This window comes from Sulfitobacter sp. 1A15299 (assembly GCF_043556915.1).
Classification (GTDB): Bacteria; Pseudomonadota; Alphaproteobacteria; order Rhodobacterales; family Rhodobacteraceae; genus Sulfitobacter.
This window is the reverse complement of sequence record NZ_JBIFFJ010000007.1, coordinates 75,323-89,784: the sequence shown is the minus strand read 5'-3', so window position 1 is coordinate 89,784 and position 14,462 is coordinate 75,323. Positions and strand designations below refer to the sequence as shown.

General features: G+C 64.3%; 15 protein-coding genes. 11 read left to right on the top strand and 4 right to left on the bottom strand.

All coding sequences use genetic code 11. From position 1 onward, the window contains the following. Positions 1-184 precede the first annotated feature (184 nt). The 3 genes from ACGYK7_RS10340 to ACGYK7_RS10330 all read left to right on the top strand — a co-directional run bounded on the left by ACGYK7_RS10340 (position 185) and on the right by ACGYK7_RS10330 (position 4,580). Positions 185-1,837, top strand: coding sequence for a 4Fe-4S dicluster domain-containing protein (locus tag ACGYK7_RS10340; RefSeq protein WP_394401857.1), 1,653 nt, complete (start codon positions 185-187; stop codon positions 1,835-1,837). Between the two features lie 164 nt (positions 1,838-2,001). After that, a complete protein-coding gene (locus tag ACGYK7_RS10335) occupies positions 2,002-3,711 on the top strand; it encodes a tetratricopeptide repeat protein (RefSeq protein ID WP_394401855.1) in 1,710 nt (569 codons plus the stop codon). 50 nt (positions 3,712-3,761) lie between these two features. Then, positions 3,762-4,580: a 4-(cytidine 5'-diphospho)-2-C-methyl-D-erythritol kinase gene (locus tag ACGYK7_RS10330; protein WP_394401853.1), complete on the top strand. Its 819-nt coding sequence runs from the start codon at positions 3,762-3,764 to the stop codon at positions 4,578-4,580. On the opposite strand, the gene ACGYK7_RS10325 is transcribed toward ACGYK7_RS10330, so the two are convergent. Next, complete coding sequence (locus ACGYK7_RS10325; protein ID WP_394401851.1) at positions 4,577-5,575, bottom strand: polyprenyl synthetase family protein; 999 nt, start codon at positions 5,573-5,575, stop codon at positions 4,577-4,579. The genes ACGYK7_RS10330 and ACGYK7_RS10325 overlap by 4 nt on opposite strands. Before the next feature lie 55 nt (positions 5,576-5,630). Between ACGYK7_RS10325 and ACGYK7_RS10320 the strand changes: the two genes are divergently transcribed. The 3 genes from ACGYK7_RS10320 to ACGYK7_RS10310 all read left to right on the top strand — a co-directional run bounded on the left by ACGYK7_RS10320 (position 5,631) and on the right by ACGYK7_RS10310 (position 6,875). Beyond that, positions 5,631-5,846, top strand: coding sequence for a DUF2007 domain-containing protein (locus ACGYK7_RS10320; RefSeq protein ID WP_040700850.1), 216 nt, complete (start codon positions 5,631-5,633; stop codon positions 5,844-5,846). Then, positions 5,843-6,610 carry a tRNA1(Val) (adenine(37)-N6)-methyltransferase gene (locus ACGYK7_RS10315; RefSeq protein ID WP_394401848.1) on the top strand — a complete coding sequence of 256 codons (768 nt, stop codon included), beginning with the start codon at positions 5,843-5,845 and terminating at the stop codon, positions 6,608-6,610. The genes ACGYK7_RS10320 and ACGYK7_RS10315 overlap by 4 nt, the downstream gene beginning before the upstream one ends. A 100-nt stretch (positions 6,611-6,710) precedes the next feature. Then, the gene (locus ACGYK7_RS10310) at positions 6,711-6,875 is read left to right on the top strand and encodes a YdcH family protein (RefSeq protein ID WP_082852182.1); all 165 of its coding nucleotides are present in this window, start codon (positions 6,711-6,713) and stop codon (positions 6,873-6,875) included. 162 nt (positions 6,876-7,037) lie between these two features. Here ACGYK7_RS10310 and phbB read toward each other — a convergent pair whose 3' ends face one another. The 3 genes from phbB to ACGYK7_RS10295 all read right to left on the bottom strand — a co-directional run bounded on the left by phbB (position 7,038) and on the right by ACGYK7_RS10295 (position 10,017). Then, positions 7,038-7,760, bottom strand: coding sequence for an acetoacetyl-CoA reductase (gene phbB / locus ACGYK7_RS10305; protein WP_067942768.1), 723 nt, complete (start codon positions 7,758-7,760; stop codon positions 7,038-7,040). 75 nt (positions 7,761-7,835) lie between these two features. After that, positions 7,836-9,011 carry an acetyl-CoA C-acetyltransferase gene (locus ACGYK7_RS10300; RefSeq protein ID WP_394401845.1) on the bottom strand — a complete coding sequence of 392 codons (1,176 nt, stop codon included), beginning with the start codon at positions 9,009-9,011 and terminating at the stop codon, positions 7,836-7,838. A 163-nt stretch (positions 9,012-9,174) separates the two neighbouring features. Further along, positions 9,175-10,017 carry an EAL domain-containing protein gene (locus ACGYK7_RS10295; RefSeq protein ID WP_394401843.1) on the bottom strand — a complete coding sequence of 281 codons (843 nt, stop codon included), beginning with the start codon at positions 10,015-10,017 and terminating at the stop codon, positions 9,175-9,177. 105 nt (positions 10,018-10,122) lie between these two features. Here ACGYK7_RS10295 and ACGYK7_RS10290 point away from each other — a divergent pair, with 105 nt between their 5' ends. The 5 genes from ACGYK7_RS10290 (at position 10,123) to ACGYK7_RS10270 (ending at position 14,458) form a co-directional block, all read left to right on the top strand. Next, entirely contained in the window at positions 10,123-10,692 is a 570-nt protein-coding gene (locus ACGYK7_RS10290) for a DNA-3-methyladenine glycosylase I (RefSeq protein WP_394401841.1), read from the top strand. 168 nt (positions 10,693-10,860) lie between these two features. Next, a complete protein-coding gene (gene rpsD, locus ACGYK7_RS10285) occupies positions 10,861-11,481 on the top strand; it encodes a 30S ribosomal protein S4 (protein ID WP_271693051.1) in 621 nt (206 codons plus the stop codon). 183 nt (positions 11,482-11,664) lie between these two features. After that, positions 11,665-12,747 carry a histidinol-phosphate transaminase gene (gene hisC, locus ACGYK7_RS10280; protein WP_394401837.1) on the top strand — a complete coding sequence of 361 codons (1,083 nt, stop codon included), beginning with the start codon at positions 11,665-11,667 and terminating at the stop codon, positions 12,745-12,747. After that, a complete protein-coding gene (locus tag ACGYK7_RS10275) occupies positions 12,747-13,667 on the top strand; it encodes a prephenate/arogenate dehydrogenase family protein (RefSeq protein WP_394401834.1) in 921 nt (306 codons plus the stop codon). Before hisC ends, ACGYK7_RS10275 begins: the two co-directional genes overlap by 1 nt. Continuing rightward, entirely contained in the window at positions 13,664-14,458 is a 795-nt protein-coding gene (locus ACGYK7_RS10270; RefSeq protein WP_394401831.1) for an extensin family protein, read from the top strand. Before ACGYK7_RS10275 ends, ACGYK7_RS10270 begins: the two co-directional genes overlap by 4 nt. Positions 14,459-14,462: the final 4 nt, after the last annotated feature.

The window sequence follows — 14,462 nt, the reverse complement described above, 5'->3', positions numbered from 1 at the left end:
GGGTGGTGAAACCGGGCCTCGCCGCGCTATCTCGAAGGGGGACGAACCGGCGACCTGATAGGTCGCGCGTCATGTTATGTCGTGGAGCCCACGTTTTGCGCAATAAACGCAGGGTCGCGATTGCATTGCGCGCGGCGGTGGTTTAGCCAAATCCAAACCGAATTTGCCGTGAGGGAGCACCAAAATGGCCGAGATTGAACGCGAAGCGATGGAATATGACGTTGTGATCGTCGGCGCCGGGCCTGCTGGCCTGTCGGCTGCGATCCGGCTCAAGCAGTTGGACGCCGATTGCAATGTTGTGGTGCTGGAAAAGGGCTCCGAAGTGGGCGCGCATATCCTGTCGGGCGCGGTGCTCGACCCCTGCGGGCTGGACGCGCTGATCCCCGATTGGAAGGAAAAAGGCGCGCCGCTGAACGTGCCGGTGAAGGAAGACAACTTTTACCTGTTGGGCGAGGCGGGCAAGCTGCGCATCCCCGAGTTTCCGATGCCCCCGCTGATGAAGAACCACGGCAACTACATCGTGTCGATGGGCAATGTCTGCCGTTGGATGGCCCAACAGGCCGAGGAACTGGGCGTCGAGATTTTCCCCGGCATGGCCTGCTCCGAACTCGTCTTTGGCGAGAATGGCGAAGTCAAAGGCGTTGTCGCCGGTGAGATGGGCAAAAATGCCGACGGCACCCCCGGGCCGAGCTATGAGCCGGGGATGGAGCTGCACGGCAAATATGTCTTCCTCTCCGAAGGCGTGCGCGGCAGCCTCAGCAAGCGGGTCATCGCGAAATACGGACTGGATGAGGGCAAAGAGCCGCAGAAATACGGCCTTGGCATGAAAGAGATTTGGGAGATTGACCCCGCCAAGCACCGCGAGGGCACCGTCACCCACACGATGGGCTGGCCGCTCAACAGCAACGCAGGCGGCGGGTCGTTCATCTATCACCTTGAGAACAATCAGGTTTACGTCGGCTTCGTCGTCCACCTCGGCTACAAGAACCCGCATGTTTTCCCTTACATGGAATTCCAGCGCTTCAAGCATCACCCGATGGTGGCCGAACTGCTTAAAGGCGGCAAACGCGTGGCCTATGGCGCGCGGGCAATCACCGAGGGCGGCTATCAGTCGATGCCCAAGATGGTGGCCCCCGGTGTCGCGCTGCTGGGCTGTTCGGTGGGCATGGTCAACGTGCCGCGCATCAAGGGCAACCACAACGCCATGCTCTCGGGCAAGGCGGCGGCAGAGGCGGCCTATGCCGCGATCCAAGCGGGTCGGGGCGGTGATGAGCTGACCGAGTATGAAGCCGATGTGCGCGAAGGGCCGATCGCGACGGACCTCAAGAAAGTGCGCAACGTCAAGCCGCTGTGGTCGAAATACGGGCTCACCGCGTCGCTGGCACTTGGTGGGTTCGACATGTGGACCAACACGCTCGGCTTCTCGCTCTTGGGCACGCTGAGCCATGGCAAATCGGACGCCGAGGCGACCGAGCCTGCGGATAAGCACAAAAAGATCGACTACCCCAAGCCCGACGGCAAGCTCAGCTTTGACCGTCTGACCAATGTGGCCTTCTCCTTTACCAACCACGAGGAAAGCCAGCCTGCGCACCTCAAGCTGAAAGACCCGAGCATTCCGGTCGAGGTGAACCTGCCGAAATACGCCGGCCCCTCGGCCCGCTATTGCCCGGCGGGGGTTTACGAGTTCGTCGAGGATGACAAAACCGGCGAGACGCGGTTCCAGATCAACTTCCAGAACTGCGTACATTGCAAGACCTGCGACATCAAAGACCCGACGCAGAACATCGTCTGGACCACCCCGCAGGGCGGCGACGGGCCGAACTACCCGAATATGTGAGCCGTCGCCAAAGGGCACAGTCACAGGACCGACACGCGCAGGCGTGTCGGTCTTTTTCGTTTTTTCGGCGAAATCCTGTCGGCCAGGGGCGACATCTCCGCCCCGCCATTGCGCCCCGGCACGAAGATGATAGCCTGCAAGCAAAGCGATATGAGGCGGTTTGCATGTTTCGGAATGTCCTAGGTTTCACCAGCGTTGCGGCGCTTTGCATCGGCCTGTCGGCGCCGCTGATGGCGCAATCGGTCGCGGGCCCTTATTTGGCCGGGCGTCATGCTGCCGTGAACAGCGACTACCCCGAGGCTGCGCGCTATTACACCGAAGCGCTGGCGCGGGATCCCAAGAACATCGAACTGATGGAAAGCGCGGTGCTGTCCTATCTCTCGCTCGGGCGGGTGGAAAAGGCGCTGCCGCTGGCGCGCAATATGATCACGCTCGGCACCAAGAGCCAGGTGGCCGAGATGACCCTCGTGGCCGCCTTGGCGAAGGAGGAGGATTACGCCGCCCTGCTTGAACGCGATACCTCGGCCATCGGCCCTTGGGTCGGCGGGCTGGTGCAGGCTTGGGCGCATATGGGGGCGGGCGATGTCACCGCCGCGATGGAGGCATTCGACAGCCTGAGCGAAGAGGCCGGGATGCAGGGCTTCGTGATGTATCACAAGGCGCTTGCACTGGCGAGCGTGGGCGATTTCGAAGGGGCGGAGGCGATCTTTGCCAGTGGTGAGGCAGGGACCGCAGGTCAGACCCGGCGCGGCGTGATGGCCCATGCCGAGATCCTTGGCCAATTGGGGCGCAGCGAGGATGCGCTGGCCGTGCTCTCTGACGGCTTTGGCACGGATAGCGATCCTGAAATCGCGCGGCTGATCGAAGGGTTGCAGCAAGAGACACCCGCGCCCTTCAGCCATATGCCCGATGCCCAAGCGGGCATGGCCGAGGTGTTTTTCACCTTTGCCGCCGTGCTGCGCAATGAGGCGGCGGGGGACTACTACGTTCTGCTCTATTCGCGCATCGCGCGTTATCTGCGCCCCGATCATGTGGATGCGCTTTTGCTGACGGCCAGCCTTTTGGAGAACCTCGGCGAGCATGATCTGGCGATTGCCGAATATAAGTCCTTGCCTGCCGACAGCCCGGCCTATCACGCCGCCGAACTGGGCCGCGCCGATGCGCTGCGCCGCTCGGGCAAGACCGCGCAGGCCATCGAAGTGCTGGAACAACTCGCGCGGAGCCATGGTGATCTGGCCGTGGTGCATTCCACGCTCGGCGACATGCTGCGGGCCGAAGAGGACTATGAGGCGGCCATCGCCTCCTACGATCAGGCGCTCGCGCTGACGCCCGAAACCGCCCGCGCCCGCTGGGTGCTGTTCTACGCCCGCGCCATCGCCAAGGAGCGTAGCGGCGATTGGGAAGGCTCCGAAGCCGATTTTCGCGCCGCGCTTGAGTTGAACCCCGAACAGCCGCAGGTGCTGAACTACCTCGGCTACTCGCTGGTCGAACAGCAGCGCAACTTGGACGAGGCGCTGGAGATGATCGAACGCGCCGTCGCGGCCAGCCCCGACAGCGGCTATATCGTCGATTCGCTGGGCTGGGTGTTTTACCGGCTGGACCGCTACGAAGAAGCGGTAGAGCAGATGGAACGCGCGGTCGAGCTGGAGCCGGTCGATCCGGTGGTGAACGATCACCTCGGGGATGTTTACTGGGCCGTGGGCCGCAAACGCGAGGCCGAGTTCCAGTGGCGTCGGGCGCTCTCATTCGTTGACCTGACGGATGCGGATTCAGAGGCCGACCCCGAGCGCATGCGCCGCAAGCTGGAAGTCGGGCTCGATGCCGTGCTGGCCGAAGAGGGCGCAGCCCCGCTCAAGGTTGCTGCGGACGAATGAGTCTTTCAAAGGATGGGGCGCCCGCGGCTCCCGGCGCTGCGGCGTCGCGGATGGCTTGGGCCAAGGTGAACCTGACCCTGCATTGCACCGGCCAGCGGGCCGACGGTTATCACTTGTTGGATTCGCTGGTGGTGCGGGCGGGTGTCGGCGATCAGTTGGATGTGGCTGCCGCGAATGATCTGACCCTGACGGTAAGCGGCCCGCGGGCCGAAGGGGTGCCGACCGATGCGCGCAACCTCGTCCTGCGCGCGGCAGAGATGTTGGACGCGGGCGCGGGCCGGGGCGCCGCGCTGCACCTTGAGAAACACATGCCCGCAGCTGCGGGGATTGGGGGCGGTTCCGCCGATGCGGCGGCGGCCTTGAAGTTGCTTGCGGCGCATTGGGGCGTCCCGCTGCTCGCAGACCCCGCGCGGCTCGGGGCCGATGTGCCGGTCTGCCTGACACGCGGCCCGCAGCGGATGCAGGGGGTGGGGGAGATCCTCACGCCGCTCTGCGCGCTGCCGCCCTGCCATATGGTGCTGGTGAACCCCGGCGTCGATGTGCCGACGCCCGCTGTATTCTCGGCGCTCAGCGACAAGAACCAGCCACCGATGCCCGAGGTGATCCCGAAGTTCGCGGGCTTTTCCGATTTCATCGAATTTCTGACCGCGCAGCGCAACGACCTCGCCGCCCCCGCGATCGCGCGGGAGCCAGTCATCGCAAATTGTCTGGAGGCGCTGAACGACGCGGCGCTGGCGCGAATGTCGGGCTCGGGCGCGACCTGTTTCGGCCTCTACGCCACAGCGGCGCAGGCCGAGGCCGCGGCTCGTCGCATCGCCAGCGCGGCGCCGCGATGGTGGGTCGCCGCCGCGCCGATCTTGGCCGCTTAGCTGATCCGGGCGACGACGTAGTCGGCCAGATCAATCAACATGTCTTTCAACTCATGGTCGGGCAGGTGGGCAAGCGCCGCTTTGGCCTTCTCCGCCCAGTCACTGGCATCGCGCTGCGTCGCGGTGAGCGTGTCGTGTTTGGCCAAAAGCATCAGCGCATGGTCGAGGTCGCCCTCTTCCTGCTTGCCCTTCTCGATGGTGCGGGTCCAAAAGGCGCGCTCCTCGTCATCCGCCTTTGCCACGGCCTTGATCACCGGCAGGGTCAGCTTGCGCTCGCGGAAGTCGTCGCCGACGTTCTTGCCCGTGGCCCCTGTATCGCCCTGATAATCCAACAGATCGTCGACGATCTGAAAGGCGATGCCAAGCGCGTCACCATAGTCGTAGAGCGCCTTGACCTGATCCTCCGGCGCATCCGCAATCACGCCGCCCACCTCTGTCGCGGCCGAGAAGAGCGCCGCCGTCTTGCCGCGCACGACTTGCAGATAGACCGCCTCGTCCGTGGCCAAATTCTGCGCGGCCGTCAGTTGCAACACCTCGCCCTCTGCGATGGTCGCCGCAGCATTGGACAGGATGCGCATCACCGGCATCGAGCCCGGTTCGGTCATCAACTGAAAGCTGCGCGCAAAGAGGTAATCGCCGACCAGCACCGACGACTGGTTGTCCCACAAAAGGTTCGCCGTGGGCCGCCCGCGTCGCTGGGCGCTTTCGTCCACCACATCGTCATGCAGCAGGGTCGCGGTGTGAATGAATTCGACCGTGGCGGCCAGATGGACGTGATAGGGGCCACCGTAGCCGCACATCCGGGCCGCGGCCAGCGTCAGCATCGGGCGCAGGCGTTTGCCGCCCGCCTCGACCAGATGGGCGGTGACCTCGGGGATGCGGGGCGCGTGTTTCGACGCCATCCGCTCGCGGATCAGGGCGCTGACCGCCGCCATATCATCGCTCAGATAGGCCGCCATGCGGTCGTGCGGTTTGCCCGTTGCATCACTTTTCATCATCATTTCCCGCGTCCCGCTCGACATGCCGGTAATCCGGCTCTACATCTTTGATATGAAGGAACTTTTGCGCAGCACCGACATGACCATCATCGCCTTTGCCACCGCCCTTCTCAGGGGGGAGGATATAGACTGCTTTGAAATGGACGTAAACATGAGCGTGCTCGAAGGGGGTATTGGGATTTTCCCGCGCCGCCTGATGGTGCATCCCGATGACCATGACGCCGCCCTGCGGGTGATGCGCGACAATGAGATTCCGCTGGGGCTGTGACCCGTTTCGCCGAAGACGACCTGACCTGCGACGCTTTTCTGGGCGGCAAGCTGCACCTCTGGCAGCCGCGCCGGGGGCGGGGCTATCGTGCTGGGGTGGACCCGGTTTTGCTGGCCGCGAGCATCGAGGCCGAGGCGGGGCAGAGCGTGCTGGAGCTTGGCTGCGGGGCCGGTGCGGCAGTGCTTTGTCTGGGGGCGCGGGTGCCGGGGCTGACGCTGACGGGCTGTGAGCTGCAACCCGCCTATGCCGAATTGGCGCGGCGCAATGGCGGCGCGGCGCTGGAGGTGGTGGAGGCCGATCTGACCGAGATGCCCCTGCGTCTGCGCCAGCGACAATTTGACCACGTTCTTGCCAATCCGCCCTATTTCGATCGCGCCGCTTCGGTCCAGTCCCGCGATCCGGGGCGTGAAACGGCCTTGGGTGAGGCGACGCCCCTGCGACAATGGGTCCGCACCGCCGCGCGGCGGCTAAGGCCCAAGGGACAGGCGCATTTTATCCATCGCACCGAGCGACTGCCCGAGATTCTGGCGGCGCTCCCGCATGAGATGGGATCGGTCGAAGTGCTGCCGCTCGCCTCGCGCGCGGGGCGGATGCCGGAGTTGATTCTCTTGCGTGCGCGCAAGAACGGGCGCGGTGCTTTTCGGCTCTATCACAGCTTCGTCATGCACCGCGGCGCGCGGCACGAGGGGGATGGCGATAGCTATGTGCCGGAAATCGAAGCGGTCCTGCGCCGGGGCGCGCCGCTGGTCTATCCTACTTCTTAAGCGTTTCTTTACCAACTTCACGCTTATGCTGCGGTGCCGCGTGACTTGTGGATCGCGCTGTGGTCCACTGAAATTCCACACACCAATCATGGAGGATTGTATGGCTTTGAACGCACATCTGGACACCCTGAAGCGCAAGCATCAGGCGATGAGTGAGGCGGTGGAAACCGCGCAACGCGCCCCCGGTATGGACGATTTGAAAGTGGCTTCCATGAAGAAGGAGAAACTCCGTTTGAAAGAGGAGATTAGCCGCCTGTCGAGCTGACCCTCGCCGTGCAATGCGGCCTTTCCGACCGCTGCCGTTCCGCTTTGGCGGGGCGGTAGGCAGGGTGGCCAGTAAGTGCCGCATTCGGGCTTCGTTTTCCCATAGAAAAAAGGCCAGTCTTGGGAAAAGACTGGCCCCTTAAATTTCCAGAACATCCGCCCGTCAGACGACGAATTGCGCCCCATTGGCCGAGATGGTCGAGCCGTTGATGAAACCTGCGTCGTCGGAGACGAGGAAGGCCACCGCGCGGGCGATTTCTTCGGGCTCTCCCAAACGTCCGGCGGGGATCTGCGCGATGATGCTTTCACGGACTTTTTCGGGCACCGCCATAACCATATCCGTCGCGATATAGCCGGGGCAGATGGCATTGGCGGTGATCCCCGCGCGCGCGCCTTCTTGGGCCAATGACTTCACGATGCCCAGATCGCCCGCCTTGGTCGCGGCATAGTTCACCTGCGCGAACTGCCCCTTTTGCCCGTTGATCGAAGAGATCACGACAACGCGCCCGAATTTGCGTTCGCGCATGCCGGGCCAGACCGGGTGGATCGTGTTGAAGACACCGGTCAGATTGGTGGCGATGACCTCATTCCACTGGTCGGGGGTCATCTTGTGAAAGGGCGCGTCGCGGGTGATGCCTGCATTGGCGACCACCACCTCGATAGGTCCAAGATCGGCTTCGACCTGTTCGATCCCCGCTTTGGAGGCGTCGTAATCTGCCACGTTCCATTTATAGGTCTTGATGCCGGTTTCTTCGGTGAATTTCGCGGCGGCTTCGTCATTGCCGGCATAGGTGGCGGCGACGGTATAGCCCTTGTCCTTCAGCGTGGTCGAAATGGCCGCGCCAATCCCGCGACTTCCCCCGGTGACCAAAGCGATGCGTGACATGTAATCCCTCCCTCAAGGTAATGTTCTTGCAAATGCATGTTTCGGCGCGCAAGAAAGTTGCGCGCCGACCCAGTTTTAGGGGCGCTCAAGGCACATGGCAACACCCATACCGCCGCCAATACACAGCGTCGCCAAACCTTTCTTGGCGTCACGGCGCTGCATTTCGAACAGCAGGGTGTTGAGCACCCGCGCGCCCGAGGCACCAATGGGGTGGCCGATGGCGATGGCGCCGCCGTTGACGTTGACGATTTCCGGATCCCAGCCCATTTCCTTGTTCACGGCGCAGGCCTGCGCGGCGAAGGCTTCATTGGCTTCCACCAGATCGAGGTCTTCGGGCTTCCAGCCGGCTTTCTCCAGCGCTTTGCGCGAGGCATAGACGGGGCCGACGCCCATGATCGACGGGTCGAGACCGGCAGTGGCATAGGAGGCGATCCGCGCCAGTGGCTGAATGCCCCGCTTTTCGGCTTCATCCGCGCTCATCAGCAGCGCGCCCGCCGCCCCATCGTTGATGCCCGAGGCATTGGCCGCGGTGACAGAGCCGTCCTTGGTGAAGGCCGGGCGCAGTTTCTGCATCGCTTCGATATTGGCGCCATGGCGGATGTATTCGTCTTGATCGACGACCGTCTCGCCCTTGCGGGTCTTGATGGTGAAGGGAACGATTTCATCGGCGAATTTGCCAGCCTTTTGCGCGGCTTCGGCCTTGTTTTGCGACGCCACGGCGAATTCGTCCTGCTGGTCGCGGCTGATCTGCCATTTCTCAGCCACGTTCTCGGCGGTTTGGCCCATGTGGTAGCCGTTGAACGCATCCCACAGGCCGTCGCGGATCATCGTGTCGATGAATTGCAGATCGCCCATTTTCTGGCCCGCGCGGAGGTTCTGCGCATGGGGGCTGAGGGTCATGTTCTCTTGCCCGCCAGCGGCCACGATATGCGCGTCACCGAGCTGGATGTGCTGAGCCGCCAGCGCCACGGCGCGCAGGCCCGAGCCGCAGACCTGATTGATGCCCCAAGCCGCGCTCTCCTTCGGCAGCCCTGCGTTGATATGCGCCTGACGTGCCGGGTTCTGACCCTGGGCGGCGGTCAGCACCTGCCCCAGAATGGTCTCAGAGACTTCGGACGGGTCCACCCCGGCGCGGGCCACCAGTTCTTTCAGAACGGCGGCACCAAGGTCATGGGCGGGCGTATTGGCGAACGCTCCGCCGAAACTGCCCACGGCGGTCCGGGCGGCGGATGCGATGACGACATTGGTCATGATGTGACTTTCCTCTACCTTGTTGGGCGGGGGCACACCGACACGCGCCATCGTCGGGCGTGGGCGCTCCCGTCCCTCTGAGGTAGTGATAGCGGATGCGCTGCAATGCGGCAACTGAGCAGGCAGCCCGCCGCCGCAGCCCCGGCGGCCTGTCCGCGCGGGCCTAGCCGGTGGCGTGCACCCGGTCGAAATTCAGCCATGGGGGCCGCGTGGTTGGCGCGGCGAAGTGGTAGCCTTGCAGGCAGTCTACCCCCATCTCGGTCAGCACCGCCGCATCGGCGGCGTTCTCCACGCATTCGGCCACAGTCAGCATGTCGAAATGCGTGGCGATGGACATCAGCGCGGCGGTCAGGGCACGGTTGTCGGGGTTGGTGGCGATGCCGCGAATGAACTGCCCGTCAAGCTTCAGGACATCAAAGTAGAAATCCTTGAAATAGCGGATCGCCGTCTGCCCCGCTCCGAAATCATCCATGGCAAAGCAGATGCCATGGGGCTGCAATAGGTTCATGAAGCTTGTCACCAGTTCCGGCACCATCATGGCCGAGCTTTCCGTGATCTCAAGGATCAGCCGCTCGCCCAAGGTGGCGTCGCGGGCCAGCCAGTGGTGCAAGACGCGGGTCCATTCCTGATACCCGATGGAGCGGGCGGACATATTGATCGACAGGCGCAGCCCGGGGTGGTGGTGCAGCGCGTTCAACCCAAGCCGCAGGGCCAGAACATCCACCTGCCGCCCGGTATCCGTATCCTCGATCGCGGGCATGAAATCCTTGGCAGGAATCACGCGGCCCGTCGGATCCAGCAGGCGGATCAGCCCCTCGTGAAAGGCGACATTCCTCGGGTCGCTGGCCCGCATGACGGGCTGAAACGCCAGTAGCGTTTGGCGGTGTGCCACGGCCTCGCGCACCATTTCAAGCGTCGCGGCATCGCGCTGCATCACCGCATGGTTCAGCGGGCTGTCCCCACCGGGGGGAACGTCGGCGAAAGGGCGTTGGAATCGACGGGGCACGGCGGTACTCTCTTGCTGTCCTGCGATGGGTATGGGCGCAAATGTGATAATACGGTATTAATCGGCGGCGATTTCCGCGGTGGATCGCGCAGGGGAGATCCGAAGATGCAGCGCTGTGACTGGGCCGGGGATGATCCGGTTTACCAAGCCTACCATGACACCGAATGGGGCGTGCCCGAATACGACAGCCGCGCGCTTTGGGAGAAGCTGATCCTTGACGGGTTTCAAGCGGGGCTGAGCTGGATCACGATCCTCAAAAAACGCGATAATTTCCGCGCGGCTTTTGCCGGATTCGATCCGCATCAGATCGCCGAATGGGGCGAGGCGGATGTGCTGCGCCTTTTGGCCGATCCGGGCATCATCCGCCACCGGGGCAAGATCGAGGCCGCCATCACCAACGCGCGCGCGTGGCAAGATCTGGAGGCCCGCGAGGGGTTCGACGCCTTCATGTGGCGCTATGTCGAGGGCACGCCGCTGCAAAACCGCTTTGCCACACAGGCCGAGGTGCCGCCGAAGACCGTCTTGTCCGAGCAGGTGAGCAAAGACCTGAAGAAAGCCGGTTTCAAGTTCTGCGGGCCGACGATCACCTATGCCTGGATGGAGGCCTGCGGGCTGGTGAACGATCATATCCTGACCTGTCACCGCCACGCGCCCTGCGCTGCGATGGCGCGGTAAGGGCGGGGCAGGGCAAATAGGCTAAATCCCCCGTTGACTCCCTGCCATGGCCCCGTATAAGCGCCCCTTCATTGGTGTTGGTGGACCCCGCAAGGGGAAGCCTGTCGGGCTTCGGCCAAAGGACAACGCCCTTTACCGCCCCTCGGGGCCTTATAAAGGAGATCAGCCGTGACAAAACGCACAGCTGCCAAGCACAAACTAGACCGCCGTATGGGCGAAAACATCTGGGGCCGTCCGAAGTCCCCGGTGAACCGTCGTGAATACGGCCCCGGCCAGCACGGCCAGCGCCGCAAGGGCAAAATGTCGGACTTCGGCATTCAGCTGCGCGCCAAGCAGAAGCTCAAAGGCTACTACGGCGACCTGACCGAGAAGCAGTTCCGCCGCATCTACGGCGAAGCCGAGCGCGTCAAAGGCGACACCGGTGAGAACCTGATCGGCCTGCTCGAGCGCCGTCTGGACGCCGTTGTTTACCGTGCCAAGTTCGTGCCGACCGTTTTCGCCGCACGCCAGTTCGTGAACCACGGCCACGTCAAAGTGAACGGCCGCAAGGTCAACATCCCCTCCTACCGCGTGAAAGAGGGTGACGTGATCGAAGTGCGTGACCGTTCCAAGCAGCTGACCTCGGTTCTCGAAGCCGTGCAACTGCCCGAGCGTGACGTGCCGGATTACCTCGAGTGCGACCACTCCAAAATGACCGCGACTTTCGTGCGCACACCGAGCCTTGGCGACGTGCCATACCCGGTTGTCATGGAGCCGAACCTCGTCGTGGAATTCTACGCGAAGAACTAAGCTTCTTCGCCTGTCGAATGCCAAAGGCCGCGTGGTGCAGACCGCGCGGCCTTTTTCTTTGTGCGGCGCGCGACGGGCAGCAGGGCAACATCCTGTCCGCTGGCGCCGCGGATGCAGAATGATTCTGGCATCACCGCGGCACCCCCGATAGAAGGGCGGCAGTAGCGTGAGGAATAGAGCGAGATGACACAGATCGCACCGCAGCCGGGCATTATGGAGATTGACCTGTACCAAGGGGGGGCGGCGCATGTCGCGGGCCTTGAGAATGTGGTCAAACTCAGCTCGAACGAGAACCCGCTGGGGCCCAGCCCCGCCGCCGTCGAAGCCTATCGCCGCGCGGCCTATGACCTGCATCGCTACCCGTCCTCCGACCATAGCGCCCTGCGTGCCGCCATTGCCGAGGTGCTGGACCTCGATGCCGAACGGATCATCTGCGGCGCGGGTTCGGACGAGATCATTGCTTTCCTTTGCCAAGCCTATGCCGGCCCGGGCACCGAGGTGGTGCATACCGAACACGGCTTTGCCATGTACCGTATCTCGGCGCTGGCCGCCGGGGCCACGCCCGTCGAGGTGCCCGAGCGTGAGCGGGTGACCGATGTCGACGCGATCCTCGCCGCCTGTACCGAGGCGACGCGGCTGGTGTTTATCGCCAACCCCAACAACCCCACCGGCACGATGATCGGTCTGGCCGAGATCGAGCGTCTGGCCGAAGCGCTGCCGCCGCAGGCGCTGCTCGTGCTCGACGGAGCCTATGCCGAATATGTCGAGGGCTATGACGGCGGGGCCGCGCTGGTCGACCGGCGCGACAACGTGGTGATGACGCGCACCTTCTCCAAGCTCTACGGCCTTGGCGGGTTGCGGATCGGCTGGGGCTATGGGCCGAGCCATGTGATCGACGTGCTGAACCGGGTGCGGGGGCCGTTCAACCTGTCGCAGGCCGCGCTCAATGCCGCTGAGGCTGCGATGCGCGACCGCGCCTATACCGACCATTGCCGCGCCGAAAACGCCCGCTGGCGCAGCTGGCTGGCCGATGCGCTGGCCGAGATCGGCGTGCCTTCGGACGTCTCGCTCGCCAATTTCGTGCTGGCCCGTTTCGCCAATCAGGCCGAGGCCGAGGCCTGCGACGATTACCTCAAGACCCAAGGGCTGATCGTGCGCCGGGTGGCGGGCTACAACCTGCCCAACTGCCTGCGGATCACCGTCGGTGACGAGAGCGCCTGCCGCCGCGTCGTCCATGCTGTGCGGCAGTTCAAGGGGGGCAATTGATGGCGCAGGTCTATGATAGGGTCGCCCTCATTGGGCTGGGGCTGATCGCCTCCTCGCTGTTCTGGGCGATGAAGCGCGGCGGGCTGGCGGGTGAGGTCACCGGCTATGCCCGCAGCGACGAGACCCGCGCCACGGCGCGCGAGATCGGCCTCTGCGACCGGGTCTGCGACAGTGCCGCCGAGGCGGTCGCGGGCGCCGATCTGGTGGTGCTCTGCGTGCCGGTGGGCGTGATGGGCGCCGTCGCGGCCGAGATCGCGCCACATCTGGCACCGGGGGCCACCGTGACGGATGTAGGCTCGGTCAAGGCCGACGTGATCGCACAGGTCGGCCCGCATCTGCCCGACGGCGTGCATTTCATCCCCGCGCACCCGCTGGCGGGGACCGAACATTCCGGCCCACGCAGCGGTTTTGCCGAACTCTTTGACAACCGCTGGTGCCTGTTGGTTCCGGTGGAGGGGACCGACCCCGAGGCCATCGCGCGGCTGCGCGGGCTCTGGGAAGGGGCGGGCGCCAATGTCGAAGAGATGGACGCCGAGCATCACGATCTGGTGTTGGCCGTGACCTCTCATGCGCCGCACCTCATCGCCTATACGATGGTGGGTGTGGCCGACGACCTGCGCCGGGTGACCGACAGCGAGGTCATCAAGTATTCCGCCGCCGGTTTCCGCGACTTCACCCGGATTGCGGCGAGTGACCCGACGATGTGGCGCGATGTGTTTCTGACCAACAAGGACGCCACGCTGGAAATCCTTGGCCGTTTCACCGAAGAGTTGTTTGCCCTGCAACGCGCCATCCGCACCGGGGACGGCGATCATCTGCACGCCTATTTCACCCGCACCCGGGCGATCCGGCGCGGCATTATCGAGGCGGGGCAGGATACCGACGCGCCCGACTTTGGCCGGGGCGCGCCCAAGCCATGAGGGGCTGGGCTGTCCTGCCGCTGATCATGCTGGGGCAAATCGCCTTGGCTGCGGGGCCGGACAGTTCTGAGCGCCCGGTGGCGCGAAGCAAGGCGGAGCGCTTGCCGGTGAGCGTCGCCCTCGGCGGCGCGATCGCCCCGCCCGAACGTGACCCCGCAGCACGCGCCGCCGCCGAGGGCGGGCAGGGGATGAAAGCATCGCTCCGTCCCACCCTGCGCAGCGCAAAGATCGAACAGGCCGCCCGTGCACGCCAGCGGATGTTGGCCAAGGGCGCGGTCTGCGGTGATCTGGCAATTCAGGGCAAGCGGGTAGGCCGGGTGCCGGGCCGGATCAGCGGTTGCGGGATTGAGGATGCGGTCAAAGTCCGCTCGGTCTCGGGCATCCGGCTCAGCACCGCGGCTGTGATGGATTGCACCACGGCCAAGGCGCTGAACACATGGGTGCGCCAATCGGCGATGCCCGCTTTGGCGGGGCAGGGTGGGGGGCTGAAAGAGCTCAAGGTCGCCGCGCATTACTCCTGCCGGACGCGGAACAACCGCAAGGGGGGCAAGATTTCCGAACATGGCAAAGGCCGCGCGATCGACATTTCCGGGTTTGAATTGGCGGACGGCAGCACGATCAGCCTGCTGAAGGGCTGGCGTGCCCGGCGCAGCAGCGCGGCCTTGCGGCGGATGCACCGGGGCGCCTGCGGACCCTTCGGCACGGTGCTGGGACCAGAGGCAGACCGCTTTCATCAAGACCATTTTCACTTTGACACGGCGCGCTATCGCAGCGGCAGCTACTGCCGCTAAGCGG